The sequence below is a fragment of the Delftia sp. WSY_10 genome (assembly GCF_043104705.1).
GTDB lineage: Bacteria > Pseudomonadota > Gammaproteobacteria > Burkholderiales > Burkholderiaceae_C > Comamonas > Comamonas tsuruhatensis.
Genome location: NZ_JBICKY010000020.1, coordinates 20,554 through 47,553, shown reverse-complemented (window position 1 = coordinate 47,553; position 27,000 = coordinate 20,554). Strand labels below are relative to the sequence as shown.

At 63.5% G+C, this 27,000-nt stretch carries 26 protein-coding genes; 11 read left to right on the top strand and 15 right to left on the bottom strand.

The features are described 5' to 3' along the window. Both ACF8ML_RS10910 and ACF8ML_RS10905 read left to right on the top strand, forming a co-directional pair. Positions 1 to 1,263: a CDP-glycerol glycerophosphotransferase family protein gene (locus ACF8ML_RS10910; RefSeq protein ID WP_392407122.1), complete on the top strand. Its 1,263-nt coding sequence runs from the start codon at positions 1 to 3 to the stop codon at positions 1,261 to 1,263. A 2-nt stretch (positions 1,264 to 1,265) separates the two neighbouring features. Then, complete coding sequence (locus ACF8ML_RS10905) at positions 1,266 to 2,249, top strand: FkbM family methyltransferase (RefSeq protein WP_392407121.1); 984 nt, start codon at positions 1,266 to 1,268, stop codon at positions 2,247 to 2,249. On the opposite strand, the gene ACF8ML_RS10900 is transcribed toward ACF8ML_RS10905, so the two are convergent. Together ACF8ML_RS10900 and ACF8ML_RS10895 are read right to left on the bottom strand one after the other, a co-directional pair. Next, positions 2,246 to 3,526, bottom strand: a complete 1,281-nt coding sequence (locus ACF8ML_RS10900) for an ATP-grasp domain-containing protein (RefSeq protein ID WP_392407120.1) — start codon at positions 3,524 to 3,526, stop codon at positions 2,246 to 2,248. The two genes, ACF8ML_RS10905 and ACF8ML_RS10900, sit on opposite strands and share 4 nt — an antisense overlap. 152 nt (positions 3,527 to 3,678) lie before the next feature. After that, complete coding sequence (locus ACF8ML_RS10895; protein WP_392407119.1) at positions 3,679 to 4,917, bottom strand: flagellin; 1,239 nt, start codon at positions 4,915 to 4,917, stop codon at positions 3,679 to 3,681. A 402-nt stretch (positions 4,918 to 5,319) separates the two neighbouring features. Here ACF8ML_RS10895 and ACF8ML_RS10890 point away from each other — a divergent pair, with 402 nt between their 5' ends. The 5 genes from ACF8ML_RS10890 to ACF8ML_RS10870 all read left to right on the top strand — a co-directional run bounded on the left by ACF8ML_RS10890 (position 5,320) and on the right by ACF8ML_RS10870 (position 10,383). Then, positions 5,320 to 6,498, top strand: a complete 1,179-nt coding sequence (locus tag ACF8ML_RS10890) for a flagellin (protein WP_392407118.1) — start codon at positions 5,320 to 5,322, stop codon at positions 6,496 to 6,498. Between the two features lie 223 nt (positions 6,499 to 6,721). Then, positions 6,722 to 7,903 carry a flagellin gene (locus ACF8ML_RS10885; RefSeq protein WP_392407117.1) on the top strand — a complete coding sequence of 394 codons (1,182 nt, stop codon included), beginning with the start codon at positions 6,722 to 6,724 and terminating at the stop codon, positions 7,901 to 7,903. Between the two features lie 317 nt (positions 7,904 to 8,220). After that, complete coding sequence (gene fliD, locus ACF8ML_RS10880; RefSeq protein ID WP_392407116.1) at positions 8,221 to 9,591, top strand: flagellar filament capping protein FliD; 1,371 nt, start codon at positions 8,221 to 8,223, stop codon at positions 9,589 to 9,591. A 66-nt stretch (positions 9,592 to 9,657) separates the two neighbouring features. Further along, positions 9,658 to 10,071, top strand: a complete 414-nt coding sequence (fliS, locus tag ACF8ML_RS10875; RefSeq protein ID WP_392407115.1) for a flagellar export chaperone FliS — start codon at positions 9,658 to 9,660, stop codon at positions 10,069 to 10,071. Positions 10,072 to 10,083: 12 nt separating this feature from the next. After that, positions 10,084 to 10,383, top strand: coding sequence for a flagellar protein FliT (locus ACF8ML_RS10870; protein WP_199962059.1), 300 nt, complete (start codon positions 10,084 to 10,086; stop codon positions 10,381 to 10,383). Between the two features lie 156 nt (positions 10,384 to 10,539). Here the strand turns inward: ACF8ML_RS10870 and ACF8ML_RS10865 are convergent, their stop codons facing one another. The 12 genes from ACF8ML_RS10865 to flgB all read right to left on the bottom strand — a co-directional run bounded on the left by ACF8ML_RS10865 (position 10,540) and on the right by flgB (position 22,548). Beyond that, complete coding sequence (locus ACF8ML_RS10865) at positions 10,540 to 11,832, bottom strand: HDOD domain-containing protein (RefSeq protein ID WP_016449306.1); 1,293 nt, start codon at positions 11,830 to 11,832, stop codon at positions 10,540 to 10,542. Between the two features lie 21 nt (positions 11,833 to 11,853). Next, a complete protein-coding gene (flgL, locus tag ACF8ML_RS10860) occupies positions 11,854 to 13,050 on the bottom strand; it encodes a flagellar hook-associated protein FlgL (protein WP_392407114.1) in 1,197 nt (398 codons plus the stop codon). A 19-nt stretch (positions 13,051 to 13,069) separates the two neighbouring features. Beyond that, positions 13,070 to 15,046, bottom strand: coding sequence for a flagellar hook-associated protein FlgK (flgK, locus tag ACF8ML_RS10855; RefSeq protein WP_392407113.1), 1,977 nt, complete (start codon positions 15,044 to 15,046; stop codon positions 13,070 to 13,072). Positions 15,047 to 15,060: 14 nt separating this feature from the next. Beyond that, positions 15,061 to 16,041, bottom strand: coding sequence for a flagellar assembly peptidoglycan hydrolase FlgJ (gene flgJ, locus ACF8ML_RS10850; RefSeq protein ID WP_016449309.1), 981 nt, complete (start codon positions 16,039 to 16,041; stop codon positions 15,061 to 15,063). After that, a complete protein-coding gene (locus ACF8ML_RS10845) occupies positions 16,038 to 17,186 on the bottom strand; it encodes a flagellar basal body P-ring protein FlgI (protein WP_016449310.1) in 1,149 nt (382 codons plus the stop codon). Before ACF8ML_RS10845 ends, flgJ begins: the two co-directional genes overlap by 4 nt. A 20-nt stretch (positions 17,187 to 17,206) precedes the next feature. Beyond that, entirely contained in the window at positions 17,207 to 17,914 is a 708-nt protein-coding gene (locus ACF8ML_RS10840) for a flagellar basal body L-ring protein FlgH (protein ID WP_012202559.1), read from the bottom strand. Between the two features lie 201 nt (positions 17,915 to 18,115). After that, a complete protein-coding gene (flgG, locus tag ACF8ML_RS10835) occupies positions 18,116 to 18,898 on the bottom strand; it encodes a flagellar basal-body rod protein FlgG (RefSeq protein ID WP_012202560.1) in 783 nt (260 codons plus the stop codon). Between the two features lie 22 nt (positions 18,899 to 18,920). Then, the gene (locus ACF8ML_RS10830; RefSeq protein ID WP_016449311.1) at positions 18,921 to 19,661 is read right to left on the bottom strand and encodes a flagellar basal body rod protein FlgF; all 741 of its coding nucleotides are present in this window, start codon (positions 19,659 to 19,661) and stop codon (positions 18,921 to 18,923) included. A 29-nt stretch (positions 19,662 to 19,690) separates the two neighbouring features. Further along, a complete protein-coding gene (gene flgE, locus ACF8ML_RS10825; protein ID WP_061289102.1) occupies positions 19,691 to 20,962 on the bottom strand; it encodes a flagellar hook protein FlgE in 1,272 nt (423 codons plus the stop codon). A gap of 40 nt (positions 20,963 to 21,002) precedes the next feature. Next, positions 21,003 to 21,665, bottom strand: coding sequence for a flagellar hook assembly protein FlgD (locus ACF8ML_RS10820; protein ID WP_043790864.1), 663 nt, complete (start codon positions 21,663 to 21,665; stop codon positions 21,003 to 21,005). 34 nt (positions 21,666 to 21,699) lie between these two features. Continuing rightward, positions 21,700 to 22,104 carry a flagellar basal body rod protein FlgC gene (gene flgC / locus ACF8ML_RS10815; RefSeq protein ID WP_016449314.1) on the bottom strand — a complete coding sequence of 135 codons (405 nt, stop codon included), beginning with the start codon at positions 22,102 to 22,104 and terminating at the stop codon, positions 21,700 to 21,702. 30 nt (positions 22,105 to 22,134) lie between these two features. Next, complete coding sequence (gene flgB, locus ACF8ML_RS10810; RefSeq protein WP_013800365.1) at positions 22,135 to 22,548, bottom strand: flagellar basal body rod protein FlgB; 414 nt, start codon at positions 22,546 to 22,548, stop codon at positions 22,135 to 22,137. 234 nt (positions 22,549 to 22,782) lie between these two features. Between flgB and flgA the strand changes: the two genes are divergently transcribed. The 3 genes from flgA to ACF8ML_RS10795 all read left to right on the top strand — a co-directional run bounded on the left by flgA (position 22,783) and on the right by ACF8ML_RS10795 (position 24,394). After that, on the top strand, positions 22,783 to 23,547 hold the full coding sequence (gene flgA / locus ACF8ML_RS10805) for a flagellar basal body P-ring formation chaperone FlgA (RefSeq protein WP_016449315.1): 765 nt from the start codon (positions 22,783 to 22,785) through the stop codon (positions 23,545 to 23,547). A gap of 78 nt (positions 23,548 to 23,625) precedes the next feature. Beyond that, positions 23,626 to 23,946, top strand: a complete 321-nt coding sequence (gene flgM / locus ACF8ML_RS10800; RefSeq protein WP_016449316.1) for a flagellar biosynthesis anti-sigma factor FlgM — start codon at positions 23,626 to 23,628, stop codon at positions 23,944 to 23,946. 76 nt (positions 23,947 to 24,022) lie between these two features. Next, positions 24,023 to 24,394 (top strand): hypothetical protein, encoded by a 372-nt coding sequence (locus ACF8ML_RS10795; protein ID WP_016449317.1) that lies wholly within the window; start codon positions 24,023 to 24,025, stop codon positions 24,392 to 24,394. A 388-nt stretch (positions 24,395 to 24,782) separates the two neighbouring features. Here ACF8ML_RS10795 and fliE read toward each other — a convergent pair whose 3' ends face one another. After that, entirely contained in the window at positions 24,783 to 25,100 is a 318-nt protein-coding gene (fliE, locus tag ACF8ML_RS10790) for a flagellar hook-basal body complex protein FliE (RefSeq protein ID WP_016449318.1), read from the bottom strand. Positions 25,101 to 25,277: 177 nt separating this feature from the next. Here fliE and fliF point away from each other — a divergent pair, with 177 nt between their 5' ends. Beyond that, a complete protein-coding gene (gene fliF / locus ACF8ML_RS10785) occupies positions 25,278 to 26,978 on the top strand; it encodes a flagellar basal-body MS-ring/collar protein FliF (RefSeq protein WP_392407112.1) in 1,701 nt (566 codons plus the stop codon). The last annotated feature ends 22 nt before the right edge of the window (positions 26,979 to 27,000 follow it).

The following is a 27,000-nucleotide window of genomic DNA, read 5'->3' as shown; positions in this document are numbered from 1 at the left end:
ATGAGCATCAATAAATTGATTTTTGCGCTTTTGCGACCAATCTGGTTCATATTTGATGCCTTGGTGGTCAAAAATACTAAGTATTGGGCGTTCTCTACTCATCATCTGCATACTGGGAAATTTATAGAAAATCAGCGTGCGGTATTTGAGTATGTGAAAAAAGATCCAAAAATATTCAAGATTATTTTTTTTCGTGGAATATGTGAAGAATTCCATATCGACGACGCGGTTAACTATGAAATTGTTGAGCACGGTTCTCTGCGAGGATTTTGGCTGTTGGCTAAATGCAAGGTGGTTTTCTTAACCCACTCTGTGTCAATGGATTTTTCTCTTCGTTGGGGTAGCAAGAACTTCGGTATTTTGCCTCTTGATATGAAAAAGAGAGTTGTCGTGAATTTATGGCATGGCATACCGTTGAAGCGCTTATTTTATACTTCCAATGAAAAAACTAGAATATATTCTGAAAGAATAAAATATCGCAACAAAGAAAGATCTGGTTATGCTGGGTTGATTTCATCGTCGGATATTGATAGTTATGCAATGGCGGCTATGTTTTATCCGCTTAATTATTTGCGAATTTGGTGTACAGGGCTGCCTCGCAATGATTTCCTTGTTTGCAATGAAGAACATTTGCCTGGATACATTAGAAATTCGCTATATAGAATTCGAAAGATACGCGAAGAACGTCGTCTTGTTGTATACGCTCCCACATATAGGCAAACAGATGCTGATGTGAATGCATATTACTATCAATTCAATGATGAAGAAATATGTAGATTGAAATGCCTACTGCGCAGGCATAATGCTATTTTGGGGTATAGGCCTCACTATTTTAAGAATAATAGTAAATATTTCAATTTGGATTTGTACGTTGACGGCGATGTGATTGTTGATTTTTCGGTCTCTAGTGTTCCAGAATTCTCTGCAATAGCGCGTGAATGTGATCTTATAGTGACGGACTATTCCAGTGTATATATAGAGGCTCTTTATTTGAAGAAGCCCGCAATTTGCTTTGCCTACGATTTAGAGAGTTACAGAAATCAGCAAGATGGTCTGCTTTATGATCTTTCGCTGGCATTTCCAGGGCCAATTTGTAGGAATTTTGATGAAATGCTGAGTGCAATTGATTTGAAGCTGAAATGCTCCGTTGCGGATTCTGATGTTTCAACAGAAACAGCGCATAAGATTTTTTTCTCCCATTGCGATGACAGGAATTCCGAGAGAGTCTATGAGCGCGTGCGCAAAGAATTGGAAAGTATTTGAGAATGACGCAAACGGTTTTTGAGCGGGACCTCTGGCAGGGGCTGGCCCCGCTCGCGGACGAAGAGGCTGCACGCTTGGACAAGCTGATCGCGCGCTATGGGCAGCAGAGGCTTGGCGAGTTCTCGCGGCAGGTCTACGAGCCTTTCACAGAGCCGCACAAGCAGCGTTTTGTCATCTGGTTCGCCAAGCGCTGGGCCGGCATCGAGCGGCTGCCCGCTCAGGAGTACGAGGCCTATCTGCAGGAAGTGAAAAGGGTGCGTGAGCACCCCTATCAGCAGCAGGCTCTGAACGGGCGCAGCTACAAGCGCCTGGAGCTGGCGCCGCAAGGCTTTCGCGGCGAGCTGCTCACCTATCCCTGGATGCTGGGCATTCATGACTTTCTGTTTGGCCAGTATCGCAACGAGGATTTCGGGGTTCGCCCGGGCGACACCATCATCGATGCCGGCGCTTTCGTAGGGGACACGGCGGTCCTTTTCCACCAGGAGGCGCAGGGCGACTGCCAGATCCATGCGTTCGAGCTGCTCGACGAGAACCTGGCTCTGCTGCGCCACAACCTCGCGGTCAACGACATTGCTGACGATGTACATGTCTGCCATCTGGCCCTGACCGCGCGCAGCGGCGATGTGGTGAACATCAAAGCACCGCCGGTGCAGGGCGCCACTTCCATCTTCGGCGATGCCGGGGGTAAGCCGGTCGAGACCATCACCATCGACGACTATGTGCGCAGTGCGGGCCTGCAGCGGGTGGATTTCATCAAGATGGACATAGAGGGCGCCGAGCGCCAGGCATTGCAGGGGGCGCTCCAGACCCTACAGACGCACCGTCCCCGGCTGGCCCTGTGCATCTACCACCTCTGGGATGACTCCTATGAGATTCCCCGCATCATCGCCTCGTCAGGCGTCGCCTACCGCTACGACTTCAAATGGGCGGAGCTGACGAATGGCTGGGAGGCCGTGCTGCTGTGCATGCCGTGCGAGCCCCGCTAGATCAGCGCATCCACCATGTCGGGCGCGAAGACCGGGATGCCGGTCTGCTGCGCGACGTCCAGGCGCTCGGCGAAGGAGTCGTCGATGAAGATGGCGTCGCGCCGGTCGATGTAGGCCGATTTTCTTTCGGACGCCTTCAGGTGAACGATGCGGTCGAACAGTTCGCCGATTCGGTGTTCGCGTAGCGTGTTCAGCGGGTCCCCTGCATGGCGCGTGAGCAGGGTGATTCCCTTGCCCTCGCCCACGGCCTTGTATAGAAATCCGGCGAGCTGGTGGTTGACGCGCCCGCGCACCAGCAGGCAGTCGTCCAGGTCTACGAAGACATGGCCATAAGCGATGTCCAGCCGATAGCGACTGTCCAGCGCGCGGTCTAGCTCGATGCCGTAGGCATTGGGCGCCAGCTGCACATCCTGGCCAAAGGCATCGAAGGCGCTGAGCATGGCGAAGTTCACGCCCTGGCAGCGGAAAAGGCCCGATGAACCGCCCAGCCGTGCCGCTACTTCCAGCAGTCGTGGCTGTCCCAGCCGGTCTTCCTTGGCCTGGAAGAACCAGGCGCCCTGCGGGCGAAGCGCGTCGTGTATGGTGCGAGCCCACTCCGAGAAGTCCTGCGCGAAGTCGCCGCTGGGTGTCGTGCGCACGCTGATGCCGTTGCTGATGCGGCTGCGCTGGCGCGCGGCGTGAAAGCGCAGCACGCCATGCCGGTCGGAAAAACAATCCACGGTCCATTCGCGCCCAGGCAGGTATTCGAGCAGCAGCATGGGCTGCGATGAATGGCGCTCGAGATGCGTGATGGTCGCCTCGCGCGTGTCGCAGCGCTGGCTGTTGCGCGAGCCATAGCCACGGTCGGGCTTGATGAAGACAGGATAGCGGGCTGCGTCGGGCCCGTCATACCGCTCGGCCAGCGGCAGCCGCCCCTGCAGCAGCTCGTGGGTGGCGGACTTGGAGGCGCACAGCGCCGTGGCGCGCGCATCGCTGCCGATCACGATGCAGCCCAGTGTCGGCGCCAGGTGCTGAAGCGTCTCGGCCACTGCATCCATGGCCGGGTAAATGGCGTCGATCCGGTGCTCGCGCACGACCTGCGCGATCCGTTCGCCAAAATCGGATGTGTTATGGAAGGGCAGGTTCGCTATGTAGTTCTCGAAGACGAAGCGGCCGTGATCGTCCACGCTGGAGGCGCCCAACAGCTCGAAGTGCGTGGAGTACCGGAGCGAGCGGTGGATTTCCAGGCCGATCTCCGAACCGCAGGGAAAGACAAGAATACGGCGAGGCGAAGGCATGAGGTCTGGTGGTGTGCGCCGCAAGGGGCATGCGAGCGCCGCCGTGCTCGCCAGCGCCTTGAATGCAGAAAACGCCGCCCCACGGGTGGTAGGGGCGGCGCTGGCTGGAGTTTAAGGGCTTCGGCGCTCACGCGCCGCGCCGATACCGCTTCTTATTTCTGCAGCAGTTGCAGCACTTGCTGCGGGATCTGGTTGGCCTGGGCCACCATGGCCGTGCCGGCCTGCTGCAGGATCTGCGTACGGCTCAGGTTGGCCGTTTCCTTGGCGAAGTCGGCGTCCACGATTCGGCCGCGTGCAGCGGACAGGTTCTCGGCCTGGATGTCGATGTTGTTGACCGCGTTCTCGAAGCGGCTCTGCATCGCGCCCAGCGTGGCGCGCGCGCCATTGATCTGGTCCACGGCGCTGTCGATCTTCTGCAGGCCGATCCAGGCGCCCGCCTGGGTGGAGACATCGATGCTCTCGATGCCCTTGCTGGTGATGGAGCCCGGACCCGTATTGCCGCCGGCGATGTCGATGGCGGCGGCGTCCAGACCCGTGGACTGAGCGGTGAAGCCTGTGAAGGCCACCTGTACCGGCTCTCCATTAGCGTCCAGCTTGCTGGACATGATCTCCACCTTGTAGTTCTCGGTGCCGTCGATCTTGGTCAGGTAGGCGGTCACGCCGGTGTCGGCCGTCTTGTTGTTGATGGCTTCCACGACTTGGCCGAGGCGTTCCTGGCGGCTGGTAGCTGCAGGCATCGTGCCCAGAGAGATGGGCGTGCCGCCAGCCACCGTGATGCTCAGGTTCACCGAGGGAGTGGTGAAGCTTTGCAGCGTGGTGTTGCCTGCGATTTCCTGCGTGTTGACGCTGGGCACGGTCTTCGTCGCATAGGAGGCGGAAGACAGTTGCGAGGCGCGCGTGTCGGCCAGCGCGCCCAGCGTGACGTTGTCACCCGAGTTGGCGCCCACCTGGAAGACGGCGCCCGCGAAGCTTCCGTCCAGAATCTTCTGGCCGTTGAAGTTGGTCTGCTTGGCGACGCGGTCGATTTCGGAAGCGAGCTGGCTGACTTCGGACTGCAGGGCCTGGCGGTCGCTCTTGCTGTTGGTGGCGTTGCCGGCCTGCACGGCCAGTTCACGCATGCGCTGCAGCATGTCGCCGACCTTGCCCAGCGCGCCTTCAGCGGTCTGCGCCAGCGAGATGCCGTCGTTGGCATTGCGTGCTGCCACGGTCAGGCCGCGCACCTGGGTGTTCATGCGCTCGGCGATGGCCAGGCCGGCGGCATCGTCCTTGGCGCTGTTGACACGCAGGCCCGAGGACAGGCGCTGCATGGATGTTGCCAGTGAACCACCCGACAGGGCGAGGTTGCGCTGGGCATTGATCGAAATAATGTTCGTGTTGATGGTCGCTGCCATGTCAGAAAACCTCCGCGGATTAGTGCTTGGAACATCGCTGCAGTGACCAAAGACACCGGTTGAGCGATTGGATTGGCAAACCTAGCGATGGGAGGATTCTTCTACGGACTGCTGGCGCGCATAGCGCGGAATAAAGCAGCAAAACCCCTGCTTTCTGGCGCTTCTCCCTGGGCTCCGGCTTGGGTTCATGCCCGGTAAGGGGGGCGCCGGGAGGTGGCGCCCAGATCGTCGAGCAAGGTGTGCAAAAAATCCTAAAGAAAAAAGAAGGGGGCCCGATAACTGGTTTGTACGGAGCAGGTAAGTCGCTGAAAAGCGAAGAAACCAGGCCCAAAGAGGTCAGATGCCAAGGCTCCGGCACCAAGCAAACCACTCATCAATACCGCTCGCACAAGGAAGCTCATCATGGCAATGACCATCAACACCAACGTCGTCTCGATCAACGCCCAGCGCAACCTGGGCCTGTCCGGCAACTCGCTGGCCACCTCCATGCAACGCCTGTCCTCGGGCCTGCGCGTCAACAGCGCCAAGGACGACGCGGCCGGCCTGGCCATCGCCGAGCGCATGAGCACCCAGGTGCGCGGCCTGACCGTGGCAGCACGCAATGCCAACGACGGCATTTCGCTGGCGCAGACGGCTGAAGGTGCACTGGGCAAGGTTGGTGACATGCTGCAGCGCATGCGTGAGCTGTCGGTGCAGGCGGGCAATGCCACGAACAGCAAGAGCGACCGCGAGGCCCTGCAGTCCGAACTCAAGCAACTGAGCGATGAAGTGGACCGCGTGGCCAAGACCACGAGCTTTAACGGCCAGAAGCTGCTTGATGGTTCGTTCCAGGGCGGTGTGTTTCAGGTCGGTGCCAATGCCGGCGACAACATCACCGTGGGCGCCCTGGGCAATAGCAAGGTTGATGAGCTGGGCAGCTCCCGCTACGCGGAAGCCGCGATCGCTACTCCCGGCGTGACCGGCGCAATGATGACGGGCGCCAATGTCTCGATCACCATCACTGGCGCCAATGGCAAGGCCTCGACCGTGACGATCGAGAAGATGGCCAATGCGCCCTCGAACGCCGAAGCCCTGGGTCGCGTGGTGGCAGCAGTCAACTCGAAGACGGCCGACACCGGCGTGACTGCCTTCATCAATGAGAACGGCGGCGTCGATCTGCGCAGTTCGCTGGAGGAAGGCGACACCTACTCGGCCATCACGCTGGCCGCCACGGGAGGCACGGGCTTCACGCTGGGCGCCATCAGCGGCGCCGCGCAAAAAACTGAAAAGGGCATCGAGGACATCGACATTTCCACGCAGAAGGGTTCCTGGGACGCGCTGCAGAAGATCGACGGTGCGATCACCAGCGTTAACTCCGCCCGTGCCGAGCTGGGCGCCATCCAGACGCGCTTCGAGAAATCGATCGAGAACATCGACTCGATGAACGAGAACATCACTGCTGCACGCGGCCGCATCGTGGACGCCGATTTCGCTAAGGAAACGGCCAACCTGAGCCGCACGCAGATTCTGCAACAGGCCGGCACGGCGATGGTGGCCCAGGCCAACCAGCTGCCCCAGCAAGTGCTGAGCCTGCTCAAGTAATAGCCGGTGGGTCCTCAAGGCGCTCTCTCCCCTGAGGACCTGCCATGACAAACATGGGTCTCCTGTCGCAAACCCCGAATTTCGAGGCACGGGATCCATTGAAGAACGGGTGGCCAGAACTGCCTGCATACAACGCTAGCGGCCCGAGCGCAAGATTTACATGCGTCACCGGGCGGCCAAGCGTCACATCTCTGAGTGAGCGTTAGAAAGAAGGGGAATCCAAATGGCAATGACCATTAACACCAATGTTGTGTCCATCAACGCACAACGCAATCTGGGGCTGTCTGGCGGTTCGCTGGCTACCTCCATGCAACGCCTGTCCTCGGGCCTGCGTGTCAACAGCGCCAAGGACGATGCCGCCGGCCTGGCCATCTCCGAACGCATGAGCACTCAGGTGCGTGGCCTGTCGGTCGCCTCGCGCAATGCCAACGACGGCATCTCGCTGGCGCAGACCGCTGAAGGCGCGCTGGGCAAGGTCGGCGACATGCTGCAGCGCATGCGTGAACTGGCCGTGCAATCGGGCAACGCTACCAACAGCAAGAGCGACCGCGAGGCCCTGCAGTCCGAACTCAAGCAACTGAGCGATGAAGTGGACCGCGTGGCCAAGACCACGAGCTTCAACGGCCAGAAGTTGCTCGACGGCTCTTTCCAGGGCGGCGTGTTCCAGGTCGGCGCCAACTCTGGCGACAACATCACCGTGGGTGCCGTTGGCAACGCCAAGATCGATGAACTGGGCAACTCGCGCTATGCCGAGGGCTCCGTCGCCACTCCTGGTGTGACCGGCGCGATGATGACGGGTGCCGACGTGACGCTGAGCATCACGGGTGCCAACGGTGGCACGGCCACCACGGTCAAGATCGAGAAGATGGCCAATGCGCCGTCCAACTCCGAGGCCCTGGGCCGCGTGGTGGCAGCGATCAACTCGAAGACCGCCGACACGGGCGTGACCGCTTTCATCAACGAAAACGGTGGCCTGGACGTTCGCGGTACCATTAAGGAAGGCGGCGCTTACACCGCCATCGCGATAACCGGCACGGGCGGCACGAGCTTCGCGTTGGGCGCGGTCGCCGCTGGGGCCGAGAAGACGGAAAAGGGCATCGAGGACATCAACATCTCCACCCAGAAGGGTGCATGGGATGCGCTGCAGAAGATCGACGGCGCCATCACCTCGGTCAACTCCGCACGCGGAGAGCTGGGCGCACTGCAGACTCGCTTCGACAAGGCTGTTGAGAACATCGACATCCAGAGCGAGAACATCACTTCCGCGCGCGGCCGCATCACCGATGCCGACTTCGCCAAGGAAACGGCCAACCTGAGCCGCACGCAGATCCTGCAACAGGCTGGCACGGCCATGGTGGCCCAGGCCAACCAGCTGCCCCAGCAGGTGCTGAGCTTGCTGCGCTGATGGCGGAACTTGCTGGTGCCGTCTCGATGAGGTCCAGCGCCAGCAAGCTTTGTTGAGTTTGCTTTTTGATGGTAGCCCTGCTTGCGCAAGGCTGCCTTTTTTCATTGTTTTTTGCCATATGGCCTCAAGTCCTGCGCCGCCGGGCCGACAAGAAAGCATGGGATGGGCGCACCGCGCGCCGGCCCCTGGTCGCCCCCAAAGCGCCGGCTGGCGAGGTCCAGTGCCGCTTTTCGGGCTTTTGATGCCGCTGCCATCGGTCAGAATCTGCGGTATTCAATGGCATGGGCTTGCGTTGCCCTGCCGTCAAGGAGCGTGAAATGGCTGTTTCCTCTATTGGTATAGGCAGTGGCCTCAAGGTCACGGAAATCATTTCCCAGATGGTGGCGCTTGAATCCAAGCCGCTGGAGGGACTGAAGACCAAGGCCGAGACCATCCAGACCCAGATTTCTACCTATTCCCAGATCAAGTCGCTGACCAGCACGCTGGCAGACGCGGCGGCCAAGCTGACACGTGACAGCGGCTGGAATGCGATGACCGTCAAGTCCAGCAACACGGCCGTATCGATGACGGTGACCGGCATCAGCTCGGCCGCCGTCTACGACGTCGGTGTCTCGCAGCTGTCGCGTGCCCAGACTTCCGTGAGCGATGCGCGTGCCGTGGATTCCAAGCTTGGTACGTCGGGAACGCTGGCCCTTGCGCAGGGAACGACTTCCGTGGGCATCGAGTACACCGCCAACGACACCCTGACGACGCTGGCGGCGAAGATCAATGACGCGTCCAGCGGCATGCGGGCCTCGGTAATGCGCGACGCCTCGGGCAACGAGCGCCTGATGCTCACGTCCAAGACCACGGGCGCGAAGTCCGCTTTCACCGCGACGGGCATGAATTTCACGATTCCTGCAGGCCAGGCCGCCCAGGATGCCAAGATCACCATCAACGGCGTGGAACAGGTATCGAGCACCGATAGTTTCGAAGATGTGCTGCCTGGACTTAAGATCACGGTCAACGAGTTGACCGAAGCCGGCAAGGAAACGCGGGTCTCGCTGACCAACGACAAGGATGCGATCAAGAAGAATCTGCAGGATTTCGTCGACGCCTACAACGCGCTCAACGAATTGCTGTCCACCTCTACCAAGGGCGTGCGCGGCGAGAACGGCAAAGTCGACTCTAAGGCCCAGACCACCGGTGCTGGCGTGCTGCAGGGCGACGCTTCCACGGTGAGCTTGCAGAACTCGCTGCGAATGCTCACCATGGGCTCGGCTACCAACGCCTCGGGCGCCTTCAAGCGCCTGTCGGAAGTGGGCATACAGATGCAGGAAGGCGGCGCGCTGAAAATCTCCGACACCACTAAGCTGGATAAGGCATTGGAGTCGCCTGATGCGCTCAAGTCGCTGTTCGCGGCGAAGTCCTCCGGCGACGGCATGGGCGGCGGCATCGCGGTGAACTTCAAGAAGTTCACCGATGAGCTGCTTGCCTACGACGGCTCGCTCAATAACAAAGCGGATTCGCTCGCAAAGCGCGCCACCTCCAATACTGACCAGCAGCAAAAGGTGTCCGACCGCGCATCCGCGCTTGAGGCCAGGCTCACGCGCCAGTACACGGCGCTGGACAAGCAGATGGCTTCCATCACTGCCTTGAGCACTTACATGACTCAGCAGGTTGCCGCCTGGAACAAAAGCAGCAGCTGAAAAAAACTTTGATTTTGGACGACGTCTGCCGATAAGAAAGGCAAGCCGTTGATAAGGATGTCCACTATGTATACCCCCGCTTTTTCCCGTGCTTCAAGCGCGTATCGGCAAGTTGGTGCGCAGTCGGGTGTGGAGAATGCCTCGCCCCACCGCCTTGTGCAGATGCTGTTCGAAGGCCTGCTGCAGAACCTCAACGCCGCACGTGGCTCCATGCTGCGCGGCGAGGTCGAGGCCAAGGGCGCTCAGCTGGGCCGTGCCGTCCGCATTCTCGAGGAAGGCCTTAAGGGAGGATTGAACCGCGAGCAGGGCGGCGAGTTGGCAATGAACCTCGGCGCCTTGTATGACTACTGCATACAGCGCCTGACCCATGCCAACCTGCGCAACGACGCGCAGGCAGTGGAAGAGGTCGTGGCCTTGGTCGAGCCGGTTGCCCAGGGCTGGCAGGCCATTGCCACTTCGCCGGAAGCGGCTGCACAGTAACGCCATGCGTTTATGGAGCACACATTGATCGATTTCTATCGCGCCATAGAAGACAGCAGCGCCAAGATGCTGCAGGCGGCCCAGAACAAAGACTGGGAGGGAGTAGCGCGTTACGAAGGCACTTGCGCAGTCTTGATCGAGCAACTGCGCATCAAGGCCCATGACGAGCCGCTGGCCCCTGAGGAACGCAAGGAGAAGGCCCGCATCATGCAGCGCATCCTGCGCAACGATGCCCAGATCCGCACGCTGGCCGAGCCCTGGCTGGCACAGTTCGAGCACATGTTCGACGGCCAGCCCCACGCCATGCATTGAGCCATGGCCTGACGGCGGCAGCTGCATCTGCAGCTTCCTGCCGGACATGAAAAAACCGCCTGAGATCCAGGCGGTTTTTTCATGGGTGGAATCTGCGGATGGCAGCGGCTGCAGATCAGGCCGCAGGTTCGGCCGCTGTGGGTCGCCGTATATCGATCAGGCCGCCGGCGCGGGCTGCACCTGCAGTTCGCTGAGCATGCGCAGCAGGTTGCGGTTGACGTCCTCGATCTCGAAGTCGTTGTCTTCGCGCAGCTGGCGAATCGGTGCGGGATCGTCGGATTCCAGCGCAATGGCCATCATCAGGGCCGGCGCGTAGGGGCCGGTGCGCGTCACGGCCGCGTCGAAGACGCGTTCGGACAGCGGTACGCGGCGCAGCACGGTGGGCAGGGGCTCGCCCAGCAATTGGTCCAGCTGCGAGAACAGGCCCAGCAGATAGACCTCGCGCTGCAGGTCGTGGCTGATGCCGGCTTCGATCAGGCGTTCGGTCAGGCTGGCGCGCAACCGGATGGCGGTGCGCACGGGTATCAGGCTGGGCTCGGTGCAGGCGTGGGGCAGCTGGTCCGACAGCCAGCGCTGCAGCGTGCCGTAGCCCAGCATCACCAGGCCGCGGCGCAGCGAGTCCACATTGCCCCGCAGGCCCAGGGCCGCGGAGTTGGTGTAGAGCATGAAGCGATAGGCCAGGATGGGGTCCTCGCCCAGGATCTGCTCGAAGGCTTCCAGCGATTGCTCGGCATCAACGGCACGCATCAGCGCAAGCACGGTGTCGCGGCTGGGCAGGGCGGGGTGATGGCGCTGGGCATGCAATGCATCGGCCACGGGCCAGCCGGCGATGGCGCCCGCATGGAAGCTGTCCAGGCACAGATCGGCTAGGGCCAGGCTTTCCAGCCCTTCATACATCTGGCCGCCCAGCAGTTGCAGGGGGGGCAGGGTGGGGGCGGGCCTGGCGGCCTGCTTGAGGGCCTGGAGCTTGGTCGGCGCTTCGGCGGCCTGCGCGGCCTGCTGCAGCGCCAGAACGGTCTGGTTGGGCATGCCCGAGGCGCCTTCGGGCGGCAGGTGCAGCAGGCTGCTGGCAAACCAGTGGGCGGCCTGGGCGTCGGGCACGTCGGACAGCGGGCCGCGCCAGACCAGCATCAGGCCGCGCGCATGGGCCTGGCGCACCAGGTCATAGATGGCGGAGTCCTGAAGCCAGTCGCCGCGCACCTCGATCCAGGGGCTTCCCTTGGAGGCGTTCTCCAGCAGGTCGCACAGCACCTGGCGGGATTGGGGCGACAGCAGCACCGGTGGCGACTGCGTGCCCCAGGTCTCGCGCAGTATGCGCAGCAGGTGGGCCACGTCGGCCTGGACGCCGGGCTCCTCGTGAAGATAAAGCTGCACGCCCGCCAGACGGCGGGCCTGGTTCCAGAGCGGCCTATAGCCGAGGGTCAGAGAGCTCAGGACGGACTGGACCATGGATGCATGCGCGGGCGGTTATCAGTTGATGAAGTTGAACAGTGACAGTTTCTGGATCGAGGCGTAGGACTGCAAGGCCGCCTGCAGTCCTACCTTCTGCATGTCCACTTCCGAGAGGGCCTTGATCATATCTATGTCTTCGGCGCGTGAGCGGTCTGCCTCGAGTTGAACTTCACGGTCCAGCAGGCCATCTTCAATGCGGTCGGCACGGTTGAGCAAGTCACCGGCCAGGCTGCGTGCCGAGTGCAGGCGGCTCATACTGGAATCGATCTCGGTCAGGCCTCGGCCAATGGCCTGGGTGAGTTCTGGCTTGGCGCTGCCGTCGGCGTTGGCTCCATTGCGCACAGCATCAATCACACGGTCGACCACGCTGAATACATCGGAGCGCGTGCTGTCCTGCAGCACGAAGCCGTCGCCCGTCTTGGGTGTTCCAGAAACAGTGACACGCATGCCCTGGATCTCGATGGCATCGCCCGATTTGAAGGGGCTGAAGGTGGCTCCGTTGTCGGCACTGTATTGCAGGTTGCCGCTGGCATCAGTGGAAAATTTCACGGTGATGGGGCGTGTCGCTGCTGCGGCGGCGGCAGGATCGGTGATGGTGCCTACATCGGTCCAGAATTTTCCGCCACCGGCCGTGTCCAGGCTGACCTGGTAGACGCCGTTTCCTGTGGGAACGTTCATCCATGCGGCAGCGCCGTCGATGGAGTTGGCAATGCCGCTGTCGTTGCTGCCTGCCTGGCCGGGCTGGCCCACGAAGTTGTATCCCTGAATTGGCTGGTCGGCGCTGTCCAGGCCTCGGAACAGTGGCAGGCCATTGGTGTCTTTGCGATTGGCGTAGGCCACCAATTGCTCACGAAGGCTGGTCATTCTGGCCAACAGAGTGTCGCGAGATTGCTGATCGAATGAACCGTTGCCCGCGTTCACCAGCAAGTCCCGAAGCTCCTGCATGGCGGAGTGAGCCTCGCCGAGCGTCGACTCGGCATTGGTCATGATGTTGCGCTGCGCATCCAGCGAACGCTGGTCTGTTGCGGTGCGCGTCAGCCGGGTCTGAGCGCGCTCGGCCTGGGCCGCTGCCACGGGGTCATCGCTGGCGCGCAGCACGCGTTTGCCGGCGGTGGTCTTCTCCATCAGTTCCACGAGGTTGCTCTGGCGCGATGTGAGATTGCGCACCGTGTTGTCGTACATGTTGGCCGTGCCAATGCGTGCGATGTTGCTCATGTTGGATCTCCTCGCGAAATTAGCGGCCCACGGCCTGAAGCACACTGTCGAAAATGCCCTGCGCCACCTGCAGCATCTTGGCCGAGGCCTGATAGGACTGCTGATACTGCAGCAGCTTGGCCGCCTCTTCATCGAGGTTCACGCCTGACACCGCCGTACGGTCTGCCTCGAGGTTGGAGGCGATGGTCCCGGAGAGCTTGGCTGCGTAAGTGGCGCTCTGGGTGCGCGCGCCTACCTGCGCGATCGCGCTGGAGAATCCATCGCTGAGTGACGTACTCTTGTCGAATACCTGCTTGTCGCGCAGGTCCAGGAAAGCCGATCCGTTGCCCGCGTTTCGCAGATAGCTGTCGCCATATTGCGGATCCAGTGCATTGCCCACGCGCAGGGAATCCCCATGGTGAGGGGTTCCTGTAAGGGTAACGGACCAGCCGTCGACCGTGATGGGCTCGCCCGATACATAGGGATGTGCGACACCGTTGCCCGATGCCGCGCCCGTGAAACTGTAAGTGACGGCACCGGTTGTCGCATCCACCTGAAAGCTCAACTGCACTCCAGAAGGAGTTGGAGGCAGTGCTGAAGTGGGCGACAGCATTTTCAGCGAAGTCATCTGCAGATTGCCCTTGTTGCCTTCAGCCATGCCGGCGGTGATGGGATTGGCAATTGCCAGATCCCGGGCAGACGATACAAGCGCCTTGAAGTTGTGAGCGGCGGCAGAAAAAGGCTGGAACAGCACGCTCTGGTTGGCCGCGCCTGGCGCGGATATCTCGAAGCGCAGTCCATCCACCGTGGTGTTTGCAAGGTCGGTGACGTTGGCGAACTCCGTGGTCTTGTTGTCCGACAGCCGGACCAGGGAGAGGGCCCCCCCGGTCTTGAACACCACTTTGTAGTCGGACGCGGCATAGGCCGTGTAGTCCAGCGCAGCCTTGGGATTGCTGGTGGAGGTTTGGTCGACGAACTGCACCTGTGCGGTGATGCCAGAGATCGTCGTGCGGCCCGCTATGGCCGTGGGTACCGTGAACAATGCTGTGCCGCGCGTGCCATCCTGTGTCAGGCCGCTTTGGTGCTGGGTATTCATGGCTGCGCCCAGGGCGGCTGCCATGCGCCCGAGCAGGTTGCGGCCTTCCGAGAGATCACTACCCTGGAATTGGAGCAGGCCGGCGATTTCACCGCCTCCGAGCATTCCAGGCGAGAGCTCCACATCCGTCCCGCCGGATTGCTTGAAGTACAAGGTCATCTGGCCACTGCCGGGGTATTGGGACGATTCCCTGACTTCTAGCTTGGCCGCATTCTGGCCCAGTACCAGCGGCTGGCTTCCACCCACGAACAGGCTGATGGAACCGTCATCAGCCGGAATCTGAGTGGTCTGGACGTACTGGTTCATGTCGCGCACCAACTGGTCACGCTGATCCAGCAGATCGTTGGGTGCATGGCCTGTGGCAATGGACTGGCTGATCTGCCCGTTGAGCGTTGCGATCTGGCTGGCAAGGCTGTTGACCACGGTCACGTCATTGCCCATCTGCTGGCGTGTGTTGTAGTCCAGCTCCTCCAACTGTGCAGAGGACGAGCGAAAGCGGGCCGCCAGTTCGTTCATGCGGGTCAGCACCACGCTGCGCGCCGTCGGATCCGTGGGTGCACCGACGATGTCGGCGAACGAATTCATCATGTCCGTGATGGCCGCGCCCAGGCCGGTCTTGCCGCCGCTGAACACTTCCTGCATCTGCGCCAGCGAGGTGGCGCGCGCCGAATCGGCCGCCGACACGGCGCTGGCCGTGGCCGCCTGGCGGTTCAGCAACTCGTTGAAGTTGCGCAGGATGGTGTTCACATCCACGCCATTGCCGATGTAGCCGCTGCCCATGTTCTGGCCCGGCGAGGTCTGGAAGGCCACGCTCTGGCGCGAGTAGCCGGCCGTGTTGACGTTGGCGATGTTGTGGCCGGTGGTCTGCAGGGCGATCTGATTCGCCATCAGGGCGCGGGATCCGACGTTCAAAAGGCTCATGGCGTGTTCTCGGTTTAGGCTTGTGCGCGTGCCGCGCTCTGCACGGCGCTCTGGATGGCGCGGCTGAGCTTGCTGGCGTATTCGGGATCGGTGGCGTAGCCGGCTTTCTGCAGCTCGGTCGCATAGGCCAGGGCCGAGTCGGTCTTGCCCATGGCTTTCTCGTAGCGCGGATTGCTGGTGATCAGCCGCGCATAGTCGCGGAAGGACTCCTCGTAGGAGCCGTAGGCGCGGAACTTGGCTGTGACCTTGCGCGCCACGCCGTCGATGTATTCGGTGGTCGTGACCTCGGCGACCTTGCCCGTCCAGCCCTTGCCGGCCTTGATGCCGAAGAGGTTGTGGGCATTGCTGCCATCGGCGTTCTTGATCTCGCTCTTGCCCCAGCCGGTCTCGTGGCCGGCCTGGCCCAGCATGAAGGCGGCCGGAATGCCGCTTTCCTGCGCCACGCGCGCCGCGGCGTCGCCATGGTGGGCCACGAAGTTGTCGCGGCCCTTGGGCGCGGGTGCGTAGGCGTTGACGGACTGGGCCGCGCTGCTGCGGCTGCCGCTCCAGGCGCCGATGGCAGCGGTGCCGCCAGCGGCGCCATTGGCATTGGTGGCCGTGCTGCGCCAGGCGATGCGGCTCATGCTCAGCGTGGAGGGCACGGAGATCTCGGCATCCTCGGCGGCTTCCGAGCCCATGGTGCGGGCCAGCTGGCGCGTGATGGCATCCGACAGTCCGCCGGGCTGGCCCGACATGGCCACCGACAGCTGCTGGTCCAGCATGTCGGTGCTGAGGTTGCCCTGTGCGCTGTCGAGCAGGCCGGACTTCATGGTCGCCTCGCGCATGCTCTTGATCATCTCGCGCATGAACAGCGATTCCAGCTGTTTGGCGGTTTCCTTCGCGGCCTGCGGGCTGTTCTCGCCGGCCGCGAACTTGAGTGCGTTGAGGGACCGGGCGTCGGCCGCCAGCGCATTGCTGGCCGCAGTCTGCGATCCATTGGGAAGTGCGATGCTCATATCACCTCCAGTTCGGCGTTGAGAGCGCCTGCGGCCTTGATGGCCTGCAGGATGGCCAGCAGGTCCTGGGGCGTGGCGCCCAGCGTGTTGAGTGCGCGCACCACGTCGGTGAGCTGCGGGGAGCCGGGCATGTTGATGATGTTGCCGGGCTCCTGCTTGATCTGGATGTCGGACTTCTGGGCCACCACGGTCTGGCCCTGCGAGAAGGCGCCGGGCTGGCTGATCACCGGCGTGGTGCTGATGGTGATGGCCAGGTTGCCGTGGGCGATGGCGCAGGGGCCCAGGGTCACGGCCTGGTTGAGCACGATGGAGCCCGTGCGTGCGTTGATCACGACCTTGGCCGAGGGCTTGGAGGTCTCGATCGGCATCTCCTGGATCTCGGCAATCATGCGCACGCGCGATCCCGGGTCCTGGGGCGCGGATACGCGCACGGTGCGCCCGTCCAGCGCCTGCGCCACGCCCTGGCCCATGCGCTGGTTGATGGCGCGCACCACCTTGTCGGCGGTCTGGAAATCGGTGGCGTTCAGGCCCAGCGTGATGCTGTCGCCTTCGTTGATCGGGGTGGGAACTGCGCGTTCGACCTGGGCGCCCTGCGGCACGCGGCCCGCGCTCAGGTGGTTGATCTGTACCTTGGAGCCGCCGGCCGAGGCGCCGGCGCCGCCGACCACGAGGTTGCCCTGGGCCAGCGCGTAGATCTCGCCGTCGGCACCGCGCAGCGGCGTGGTCACCAGGGTGCCGCCCTTGAGCGACTTGGCATTGCCCACGGAGGAGACGACCACGTCGATGGTCTGGCCTGGCTGGGCAAAGGCCGGCAGCTCGGCGGTGACGATCACGGCCGCCACGTTCTTGAGCTGCAGCTGGCCCGCGTTGCCTGTGGCGGGCAGCGAGATGCCCATCTGCTCCAGGTAGTTGGCCAGGGCCTGCTTGGTGTAGGGCATCTGGGTGGTCTGGTCGCCCGTGCCGTCGAGGCCGACCACCAGACCGTAGCCGGTCAACTGGTTGCTGCGCACGCCCTGGATGGCAGCGACCTCCTTGATGCGTGTTGCATGCGCCGGCAGGGTCAGCATGCTGGCGCCGAGGGCGGCTGCAACCCAGAACGGGCGCTGCGCTTGGCGCAATGTCAGGAGCATGGACAGTACTTTCATGCTGTCCATTCTCCGGAGAATCAGAACGGCATAACGTTCAAAAAGAACCGGGACAACCAGCCAATTGACTGCGCTTCCCCGGCCTGCCCGCGGCTGCGCGATTCCACGCGCACATTGGCCACCTGGGTCGAGGCGACCAGGCTGCCGGGCTGCATGGTGCGCGGGTCCACCGTGCCCGTGAAGCGCAGCACATCCACGTTGTGGTTCACGCCGATCTGCTTTTCTCCGGCGATCACCAGATGGCCGTTGGGCAGCACATCGACCACCGTCGTGCTGATGGCGCCCGTGAACGTGTTGTCGCTGGACGTCGAGCCCGAGCCCGTGTAGTCGTTGTTGTTGTTGAAGCCGATGTTGGAGCGGTCCTTGAGATTGGCCAGCGCATTGCCCGAAAACAGCGGCAGCGCCGAAATCCCGGCCGTGGTCTTGTTGGACCGCTTGAGGCCCGAATCCGACTTCTGGCTGGCCGTCACACGCTCCACGATCTGCACCGTCACCAGATCCCCCACCAGGCGCGCACGCCGGTTCTCGAAACCGGGCCGGTAGCTGGCCGCGTTGAACAGGCTGCCCGTGGGGCTGCCCGCCACCGGGGCGGGCTGCGGCAGCACCGGCGGCGCCGTGGACGGCATGTCCACCGGCGGCGGGTCATTGAGCGTCGTGCAGCCCGACAGGACTGCCGCCAGCGCCAGGCACGTGCCCGTCGCGGAAAGGGAGAAGGTTCGTTGGGTCATGGCGATGTTCCCGGTGTTTCAGTGATCCATGCTTCGCATGAACCTGGCGAGCCATAGGCATGTGGCGCGACCCCGGAGACCGGCGCGGCCCAGGTCAGGGACGCCGAGCAAGGGCCGCCCCGCAGCGAGGGCGTCGTCCCCCTCCCTCGCGAAGCGAGTAGAGAGGGGGAAGCGGCGAAGCCGCTCAGGGGGAGAGATCAATTACAACTGCGCCAGCTTGGCCAGCATCTGGTCCGACGTCTGGATGGCCTTGGAATTCATTTCATAGGCGCGCTGGGTCTGGATCATGGTCACCAGCTCCTGCACCACGTTCACGTTCGAGCCTTCCAGGTAGCCCTGCTTGATCATGCCCATGCCGTTGACACCGGGCTGGCCCTGCTGGGGCTGGCCCGAGGAAGCGGTTTCCGTGAACAGGTTCTGGCCGCGCGGCTCCAGGCCGGCCGGATTGATGAACTGGCTCATCGCGATGTTGCCCACCTGCTGGGGCGCAGCCTGGCCGGCCATGGTCACGCTGACCACGCCCTCGGGGCTGATAGACACCTTGGTCGCGCCCTGGGGAATGGTGACGCCGTTGGCGATGGGCATGCCGCTGGCAGTCACCAACTGGCCCTGGGCATCGACCTGGAAGGAGCCGTCGCGGGTATAGGCCGTGGTGCCGTCGGGCATGTTGACCTGGAAGAAGCCGTTGCCGTCGATGGCCACGTCCAGCGCATTGTTGGACTGCTGCAGGGCGCCCTGCAGGAAATTGCGCGAGGTGGCCACCGTGCGCACGCCCAGGCCCAGGTGCAGGCCCGTGGGCAGCTGGTTCTGCTCGGTGGTCTGGGCGCCCGACTGGCGCAGGTTCTGGTAGATCAGATCCTCGAACACCGCGCTGGCGCGCTTGTAGCCCGTGGTCGAGACGTTGGCCAGGTTGTGGGAGATCACATCCAGCTGGGTCTGCTGGGCTTCCATGCCGGTCTTGGAGATGAACAGCGAATTGATCATGGCGTTTTCCTTTTCAGTGCTTTCAGCCGTTCATGCTCAAGAGTTGGCTGGCCGTCTTGTCATTGGTTTCTGCGGTCTGCAGCAGGCGCATCTGGGTCTCGAACTGGCGGGCGGCGGCAATCATGCCGACCATGGTCTCCACCGAATTCACGTTCGAGCCTTCGATGGCACCCGACAGCAGGCGGGCGTTCTCGTCGTTGGGCAGCGGCTCGCCGTTGCCCGTGCGGAACAGGCCGTCGTTGCCGCGCACCAGCGCAGCGTCCTCGGCCGGCGTGGCCAGCTTGACGCGGCCCACGGCCACGGGCAGCTGGTTGCCGGTCTTGGCGGTCAGCGTGCCGTCGGAGCCCAGGGAAATCGTGGACTCGGGCGGAATGTCGATGGGGCCGCCGCCGTCCGACAGCACGGCCTGGCCGTTGCTGTTGACCAGCTGGCCCTCGGGGGAAACCTCGAACACGCCGTTGCGTGTGTAGGCTTCCTGGCCGTCCAGGCCCTGGACGGCGAACCAGGCGCGGCCCATGGCCATGGCGTCCAGTGCGCGGCCCGTGCGCTGGGTGGGGCCGGGCGTGTCCACGTAGCCGGAGGTTGCCTCCAGCGCGAACACGCGCGTGCCCGCGCCGCTGCCCTGCAGGGGCACGGAGCGGAAGGTGGACATTTCGGCCCGAAAGCCATTGGTGCCGGCATTGGCCAGGTTGTGGGCCAGCACGGACTGACGCTGCGCCGCTGCGTTGGCGCCCGTCATGGAGGTGTAGATGATGCGGTCCATGCCGGCTCTCCTGACTCAGTTCTTGGCTATCAGCGCAGGTTCACCAGGGTCGAGAAGACCTGGTCCTGGGTCTTGATGGTCTGGGCATTGGCCTGGTAGGCGCGCTGCGCGGTCATCATGTTCACCAGCTCGGCGGTCAGGTCCACGTTGGAGTCCTCCAGCGCGCCCGAACGCAGCGAGCCGAAGGTGCCGGACTGGGCCGTGCCGTTGAGCGCCGGGCCCGAATCCGAGGTTTCCACCCACTTGTTGTCACCCACGGCGCCAAGGCCCTGGGTGTTGGTGAAGGCGGCCAGGGCCAGCTGGCCCTCGGTGCGCGTCACGCCGTTGGAGTAGGTGGCCACGATGGCGCCATCGTTGCCGATGTTGATGCCGGTGAGCGCGCCCGAGGTGTAGCCGTCCTGCTTGAGGCTGCTGACCGCGAACTTGGTGCCGAACTGGGTCACGCTGGAGAAGTCCAGCGTCACGCCGGCCGTGCCGTTGATGGTGCCGGGCGTGGGCGCGTTGGGGTTGCTGCTCTTGATCTGCGCCGTCACGGGGCTGCCGCTGGTGATCTTGCCGGAGGCATCGAACACCAAGGTGGTCAGCAAGGTGGCGACCTTGGGCGGCGATGCCGCGGGGTCGTCCAGGCCGTCGTAGACCTTCCAGGTGTTGGACGCCGCGTCCTTCTCGAAGTACATCTGCACCGGCGTGGGCACGCCCTGGCTGTCATAGACGTTGATCGAGGTGCCATAGGTGGCGCGTGGCGTGGCGGCAACGGGAGGCGTGGCTGTGGGGTTGCCTGCCGCGGGCGTGGCGCGCGCATCGAGGTTCAGCTCCACATTGATCTTGGTCGTGGTCTTGGCCGCAATCGGCTGGCCCGACGGGAAGACCATGGGCACGGGCTGGCCGCCGGCCAGCACCTTGCCCGTGGTGGCGTCCACGGGGTAGCCCATGACGTTGTCGCCCTGCACGGTCTTGAGGTTGCCCTGCTTGTCCAGGCCGAAGCTGCCGGCGCGCGTATAGGCCGTGCTGCCATCGGGCTGGCGCACCACGAAGAAGCCGTTGCCGTTGATGGCCACGTCCAGGTTGTTGCCCGTGGTCGTGATCGGGCCCTGGCGGAACTGCTGGGTCACGGCTGCCACGTTGACACCGATGCCGCTGGTCTGGCCGCTGGCCGAGCCGACGGCGCTGGCCACGGCCTCGGCGAACTCGGCGCGCGAGGACTTGAAGCCCGTGGTGTTGGCGTTGGCGATGTTGTGGCCGATCACGTCCAGGTTCTTGCTGGCGGCGTTCAGACCCGAGAGGCCTTGTTGGAATCCCATGGTGTGCTCCTGCGATGGTTTGGGGTGTTTGGTGCGGCGTTCAGTACACGGCCTTGACGGAGGTGTAGGCGACGTTGGTGCCGTCGTCCAGCTCCAGCGTCAGCTTGCCGTCGGTGGTGCCCGTGGCAAGCACCGCGTGGGGCGACAGCGTGGTCGAGGCCACGGCCTTGTCGGCATTCGTGGCCTGCACCGTGTAGCGCAGCTGGCTGGCATCGCCCGTGTACTTGCTGCCGTCCCAGGTGAAGTAGTTGCGGCCCGCAGTGCCGCTGCCCAGCTCGACGGTGTCCACCAGCTCGCCGCCGGCCGTGGTGATCTGCACCTTGACATCGGCGGCCGGGCCTTCGAGGTCGAAGGCCGCCGTATAGGACTTTTCCTTGCCCACGCCCAGGGTGTTGCCCTCGGTCAGCACGGTGCGGCCGATCATCTGCGTGCCCTGCAGCACCTGCATGGCCGTGAACTGGCCGGCCATGCTTTCCATGGTCTTGTTCAACTGCTGGATGCCGGTGACGGTGTTGATCTGCGCCATCTGCGAGGTCATCTGCGCGTTGTCCATGGGATTCATGGGATCCTGGTTGTTCAACTGCGCGACCAGCAGCTTCAGGAAACGGTCCTGCGCTGCTGCGGGGTCGGTGTTCGAATTGCTCGTGGTGTTCTTGTTGTTGAGGTCGGCCGTGCTGGCGACGCTGCCTGCGCCATAGATCATGGGAGTAGCTCCTGGAATGTGGTGCGGACGGGGCTCACTGGCCCATCTGCAGGGTTTTGAGCAGCAGCGACTTGGTCGTGTTCATGACCTCGACGTTGTTCTGGTAGGAGCGCGAGGCCGAGATCATGTTGACCATCTCGTCCACGGCGCTGACGTTGGAATGCGTCACATAGCCTTCGGCATCGGCCAGCGGGTGCTGGGGATCGTGGATGCGGCGGCCCGGCGTGTTGTCCTGGCTGATGGCGCTGACGCGCACGCCCGAGGAGCCTTCCTCGCCCATGGGCACGGTCTGGAAGACCACCTGGCGCGCCTGGTAGGCCTTGCCGTCGGGGCCGGCCACGGCATCGACGTTGGCCAGGTTCGAGGCCACGACGTTCAGGCGCTGGGACTGGGCGCTGACGGCACTGCCGGAGATGCTGAAGATGGAGAACATGGACATGGGAAAGCTCCTGTGATCTGTGGCGCCGGCTTACTGGCCCTGGATGGCCGACAGCATGGTCTTGGCCTGGCCGTTCAGAAAGCGCAGCGTGGCTTCGTAGCGCACGGCGTTGTCGACGAAGTTGGCGCGTTCGCGGTCCAGGTCCACGGTGTTGTTGTCCATGTTGGTCTGGGCCTGCACCGAGTAGCCGAGATGGCTTTGCGCGCTCTGCCCCGAGGCGGCGGCAGGCAGCGGAATGTGGCCGCCCTGGCTGACGCTGGCCAGCGTCATGGGCGAGGGGCCGGAGGTGACGGCCGTCAGCGCCTCGCGGAAATTGAAGTCGCGTGCCACATAGCCCGGGGTGTCGGCATTGGCGATGTTGCTGGCGATTGCACGCTGGCGCTCGGCGCGCAGCACCAGCGCCTTGCTCTGGAAGTCCAGTCGTTCAGTCATCTTGTCGAGCATGTCGGCCTCGCCCTCTGGGATTTGCGGTGATCGGTTGACGAAATGGCGGCAGCCCACGGACTGCGGCATGCGTCGATTATGGAAATCGGGCCCGAACGCTAAAGCGCAAAGAAAGCGCGTTTGCCTGCGCAGTTCGGCGCTTCGGAAAACGGCGCCCGCCCTATATTTGCTGGCATCGCTCCATGTATCCCGCCCATCCTGACGGGGTGTCGGAGCAAGTCAGGAGCCCCAGCCATGTCGAACTTCAGCACCGCCCATCCGCCTTCCGCCGCCCGAGCCTTCGCCCGCGCCGCCGCATGCGCTGCGCTCGCCGCTGGAGCATCGCTGGCAGGCAGCGCGTTCGCGCAGAACGCACCCGATGGCGCGGCCCAGCTCAGCCAGATCGGCCAGCGCTTTGCCGACGAGGCCCTGCAGCAGGGCATGGCCGGTGCGGGCGCCCTGCCCCTGCGCATGGAAGTGCAGATGGGCCAGCTCGATCCCCGCCTGCGCCTGGCCGCCTGCGCCAAGGTCGAGCCCTATTTGCCCGCAGGCTCGCGCCTGTGGGGCCGTACCCGCCTGGGCCTGCGCTGCCTGCAGGGCGCCGTGGCCTGGAATGTGTTCCTGCCCATCACGGTCAAGGCCTGGGGGCCTGCCTGGGTGCTGCAAAACGGCGTGCCTTCGGGCCGCCCGCTGTCGGCCGACGACGCCGTCCAGGCCGAGGTGGACTGGGCCGAGGATTCGGCCGCCGTCTACGCCAACCAGCAGGACTGGGTGGGCCTGGTGGCTTCCCGCCCGCTGGCCGCAGGCCAGGCACTGCGCCAGAACATGCTGCGCACGCCGGCGCTGTTCGCGGTGGGTGCCGAAGTGCGTGTTCTGGTCAATGGTGGTGGTTTTTCCGTCACATCGTCGGGCAAGGCCATGTCTGCCGCCGGCGAAGGCCAGACCGTGCGGGTTCGCATGGATAATGGCCGGCTCATCTCCGGGGTGGTGAATCCCGAGGGCGTGGTGCTGGTGCAGTAAAAAAACCTCAAGTTTTGTTCCAGGCAGTCGAAAGCTAGGCACAGCGCCTTACGCCGCCAGGGCGATTGGAGAATCAAAATGAAGATAGGTCAAAAACCGGAACTGCCCGCCGCTGCCTCCCAGGCCGCCGCCAAGCAGCCCAAGACAGCCAGCGCCATTGCCAGCGAGGAATCCTCCGCACAGGCCCAGCCTGCCAAGGCGGCTGGTGTTCCCGTGTCGTTCTCGAACTCGGCCCGCGCACTGGACCAAACTGGTCGTGCCACCGCCGACTTCGATGCCAACCGCGTCAAGGAAATCCGCGAAGCCATTGCCAACGGCACCTTCCGCGTGAACGCCGACGCCGTGGCCGACAAGCTGCTGGCCAACTCCGAGGAATTCCTCTCGCACTCGCGCGTCTGAGCGCGGGTTCGGTTCTTTCTCGGTTTTTTCCTTCCGGCGCGAGCACGCGCTTTCTTTTTTCAGCAAGGCCTGTCCCATGACTCTCAGCGAGATGCTCGATTCCCTGGACGCGGTGGTCCGGATGGTGTCCGCCTCGCTGCAATCGAAGGATGCGGTCGCGCTGGAGCAGTCCAGTACCCGGCTGCGCGATGCCATGGCTGCGTTTTCCGAACTGGCCCGCCGCTTCAGCGCGGCCGACTGGACGCAGGAGCTGCGCGAGCGCGCCCAGGCACTGGGCGAGCAGATGGCCATGCAGCGCGACCAGCTGGCGCGCATGGCGGTGGTGGCCCAGCACCAGGCGGCGGCGCTGATTCCCCAGGCTTCGGACCAGGCCACGTATGGACGTGACCTGTATGGACACCCTCACGCCGGACCGGGCAAGGCGCGCATCTACCACTCGGCCAGCTGAAGCAGCCTCCTTCTTCCTTTTTTCCTGTCCTGATCAACCCTCCGGCATGCGTGCCCGAGGGTTTTGTCTTTTCCGGGGTGGCGTCGGCGTGACGCGCCTGCCGGCCGGTGCAGGCAGGGCTGCGCATCGGAAGGCGACCCTCCATGCGCGGGAGGAGGTCACGCTTGCTGAAAGAGACGGGGGGCTTTGGGCCGTGCGGTGACGGGCGACCAGGAATGGGGAGGGTGGGCAAAGGCCCGGTTCGGCGAAAGCGGAACAACGCCTTGAAGAAGGCCGGATCCTGCGCGTGCCGGAAAGACGCAGCCATGCGATGGTGCGCGCAAATGCTGTTCGGTCTGCGGTCTGCGGTCTGGGTGGGCAAAGAGGGTCCGGCCGGGGCCGGACGTCCTCAGACCTGCATGTTCATCACGTCGGTATAGGCCTGCACGAGCCGGTTGCGCACCTGCATCGTGGCCTGGAAGCCGATCTGTGCCTTTTGCATGGCGATCATGGTTTCTTCGAGGCTGACGGCCGGGTTCTCCAGCTGCACTTCACGCTGCAGCTGGCTGGAGTGGTTCTGGGCTGAACTGACGGACTGCAGCGCGCCTTGAAGGGCCTGGCTGAAGCCGCCAGCCGCCACTTTGGTCGATGCGTCGCCTGCGCCCACGCCTTTGGGGAGCTGGGTGCCGTACAGGGGAGAGGTGGTACTGGGGATGCGAAGGTCCATGACACATTCCATCGGAGTTAGCAAGATGACGAGATCGTAGGTCGGCAGGGTTTTCGCATCCGGGCAAATAGAAGGTCAAACGGCGCGCTTATCGGGCGAATGTGAAGCGGCGGACTTCGAATAATCGACAGCACGCTAGGGTCCTGTGTGTGCAGGGCTCGAACACCTGGAACCAAGATGTCTGCTGTCGCTGAAATCCCTGTCCCCCAAGCCACTCCCGTCCCCCAGCCTGCCCTGCAGCAGCGCTGGACGGCCATGGACCGTGGCCAGCGCCTGCGTTGGGGCGCGATCGCCGTGCTGCTGGTTGTCGCCGTGGGGGCGGCGGCCATGTTCTACCGCCAGCCGGACTACAAGGTGCTGTTCTCCAATCTGAGCGACAAGGATGGTGGCGCCATCGTCGCCCAGCTGTCGCAGATGAACGTGCCATACCGCTACACGGAAGGCGGCGGCGCCATCCTCATCCCGTCCGACCGCGTGCACGATGTGCGCCTGAAGCTGGCCACCCAGGGCCTGCCCAAGGGTTCGGTGACGGGCTTCGAGCTGATGGAAAACAGCAAGTTCGGCATCACCCAGTTCCAGGAACGCCTGAATTTCCAGCGCGGCCTCGAAGGCGAGCTGACGCGCTCCATCCAGGCCCTGGCCGCCGTGCAAAGCGCACGCGTGCATCTGGCCCTGCCCAATCAGAACGGCTTTTTCCGCGAGCAGCAAAAGCCTTCGGCCTCGGTGCTGCTGAGCCTGTACCCCGGCCGCGTGCTGGACCGCACGCAGATCGCGGGCATCGTGCACCTGGTGGCCTCCAGCGTGCCCGAGATGGCGCCCACGGCCGTGAGCATCCTCGACGACTCGGGCAAGCTGCTGTCGCAGTCGCCCGACGGCAACGCCAACGCCGTGGACATGCAGCAGCTGAACTACACCCAGCAGATCGAGCAGCAGTACGTGCGCCGCATCCTGGATATCCTGGAGCCTGTGGTCGGCAAGAACAATGTGAAGGCCCAGGTCTCGGCCGAGTTGGATTTCAGCCAGACCGAATCGACCTCGGAGCAGCACCGCCCCAACCAGTCCTCCGACGCGGGCGTGGTGCGCAGCCAGCAGGTGGTGGAGAGCACGGGCGAGCAAAAGCCGCCCCAGCCCACCGGCATCCCCGGCGCCACCAGCAATCAGCCGCCCCAGAACGCGTCCGCGCCGGTCAATGGCGCCAATCCCGCACCCCAGGCGGCCGATGGACAGAACGCCGTGCGCTCTGCCAGCAAGCGCGAGTCCATCACCAACTACGAAGTGGACAAGACCGTGCGCCACACACGCGGCAGCACGGGCAGCATCAAGCGCCTGACGGCCGCCGTGGTCATCAATGCGCCCCTGGTGGCGGCCGCTGCGCCGAATGCAGCCGGTGGCGCCACCGATGCCGCCACCGTTGCCGCCGCAGCGCGCGGCCTGACGGCGGCGCAGCAGGCGCAACTGCTGACCCTGGTGCGCGAGACCGTGGGCTACAGCGCCGAGCGCGGTGACTCGGTCAACCTGGTCAGCACCCCCTTTGTGCAGGACGAAGCGCCTGCCGAGGTGCCGCTTTGGCGCCAGCCCGAAGTGCTGGACATGGCCCGCAGCCTGGGCGTGCCCATCGGCCTGGCCCTGTTCGGCGCCATCTTGCTGCTGGGCCTGATGCGACCCATGCTCAAGGGCCGCAAGACGGCTGCCGTGGGCGGTCAGCTCAATGCCATCGAGGGCGAGCAGCTGGACCGTCCGGCGCTGGCCGGACCCGCTGTCGATCTGTCTCCCACACAGGAGCAGGTGCGCCTGGAGCAGGCGCGCCAACTGGCCAAGCAGAACCCGATCGCGGTGGCCAACATCGTCAAGACCTGGATCAACGGCGAGGCCACCTGAGCCTGCCAAACACGGATTGCTG

Coding starts and splice junctions, on each gene's coding strand:
- ACF8ML_RS10910 (WP_392407122.1), top strand. CDS start 1: ATGAGCATCAATAAATTGATTTTTGCGCTTTTGCGACCAATCTGGTTC.
- ACF8ML_RS10905 (WP_392407121.1), top strand. CDS start 1,266: ATGACGCAAACGGTTTTTGAGCGGGACCTCTGGCAGGGGCTGGCCCCG.
- ACF8ML_RS10900 (WP_392407120.1), bottom strand. CDS start 3,526: ATGCCTTCGCCTCGCCGTATTCTTGTCTTTCCCTGCGGTTCGGAGATC.
- ACF8ML_RS10895 (WP_392407119.1), bottom strand. CDS start 4,917: ATGGCAGCGACCATCAACACGAACATTATTTCGATCAATGCCCAGCGC.
- ACF8ML_RS10890 (WP_392407118.1), top strand. CDS start 5,320: ATGGCAATGACCATCAACACCAACGTCGTCTCGATCAACGCCCAGCGC.
- ACF8ML_RS10885 (WP_392407117.1), top strand. CDS start 6,722: ATGGCAATGACCATTAACACCAATGTTGTGTCCATCAACGCACAACGC.
- fliD (WP_392407116.1), top strand. CDS start 8,221: ATGGCTGTTTCCTCTATTGGTATAGGCAGTGGCCTCAAGGTCACGGAA.
- fliS (WP_392407115.1), top strand. CDS start 9,658: ATGTATACCCCCGCTTTTTCCCGTGCTTCAAGCGCGTATCGGCAAGTT.
- ACF8ML_RS10870 (WP_199962059.1), top strand. CDS start 10,084: ATGGAGCACACATTGATCGATTTCTATCGCGCCATAGAAGACAGCAGC.
- ACF8ML_RS10865 (WP_016449306.1), bottom strand. CDS start 11,832: ATGGTCCAGTCCGTCCTGAGCTCTCTGACCCTCGGCTATAGGCCGCTC.
- flgL (WP_392407114.1), bottom strand. CDS start 13,050: ATGAGCAACATCGCACGCATTGGCACGGCCAACATGTACGACAACACG.
- flgK (WP_392407113.1), bottom strand. CDS start 15,046: ATGAGCCTTTTGAACGTCGGATCCCGCGCCCTGATGGCGAATCAGATC.
- flgJ (WP_016449309.1), bottom strand. CDS start 16,041: ATGAGCATCGCACTTCCCAATGGATCGCAGACTGCGGCCAGCAATGCG.
- ACF8ML_RS10845 (WP_016449310.1), bottom strand. CDS start 17,186: ATGAAAGTACTGTCCATGCTCCTGACATTGCGCCAAGCGCAGCGCCCG.
- ACF8ML_RS10840 (WP_012202559.1), bottom strand. CDS start 17,914: ATGACCCAACGAACCTTCTCCCTTTCCGCGACGGGCACGTGCCTGGCG.
- flgG (WP_012202560.1), bottom strand. CDS start 18,898: ATGATCAATTCGCTGTTCATCTCCAAGACCGGCATGGAAGCCCAGCAG.
- ACF8ML_RS10830 (WP_016449311.1), bottom strand. CDS start 19,661: ATGGACCGCATCATCTACACCTCCATGACGGGCGCCAACGCAGCGGCG.
- flgE (WP_061289102.1), bottom strand. CDS start 20,962: ATGGGATTCCAACAAGGCCTCTCGGGTCTGAACGCCGCCAGCAAGAAC.
- ACF8ML_RS10820 (WP_043790864.1), bottom strand. CDS start 21,665: ATGATCTATGGCGCAGGCAGCGTCGCCAGCACGGCCGACCTCAACAAC.
- flgC (WP_016449314.1), bottom strand. CDS start 22,104: ATGTCCATGTTCTCCATCTTCAGCATCTCCGGCAGTGCCGTCAGCGCC.
- flgB (WP_013800365.1), bottom strand. CDS start 22,548: ATGCTCGACAAGATGACTGAACGACTGGACTTCCAGAGCAAGGCGCTG.
- flgA (WP_016449315.1), top strand. CDS start 22,783: ATGTCGAACTTCAGCACCGCCCATCCGCCTTCCGCCGCCCGAGCCTTC.
- flgM (WP_016449316.1), top strand. CDS start 23,626: ATGAAGATAGGTCAAAAACCGGAACTGCCCGCCGCTGCCTCCCAGGCC.
- ACF8ML_RS10795 (WP_016449317.1), top strand. CDS start 24,023: ATGACTCTCAGCGAGATGCTCGATTCCCTGGACGCGGTGGTCCGGATG.
- fliE (WP_016449318.1), bottom strand. CDS start 25,100: ATGGACCTTCGCATCCCCAGTACCACCTCTCCCCTGTACGGCACCCAG.
- fliF (WP_392407112.1), top strand. CDS start 25,278: ATGTCTGCTGTCGCTGAAATCCCTGTCCCCCAAGCCACTCCCGTCCCC.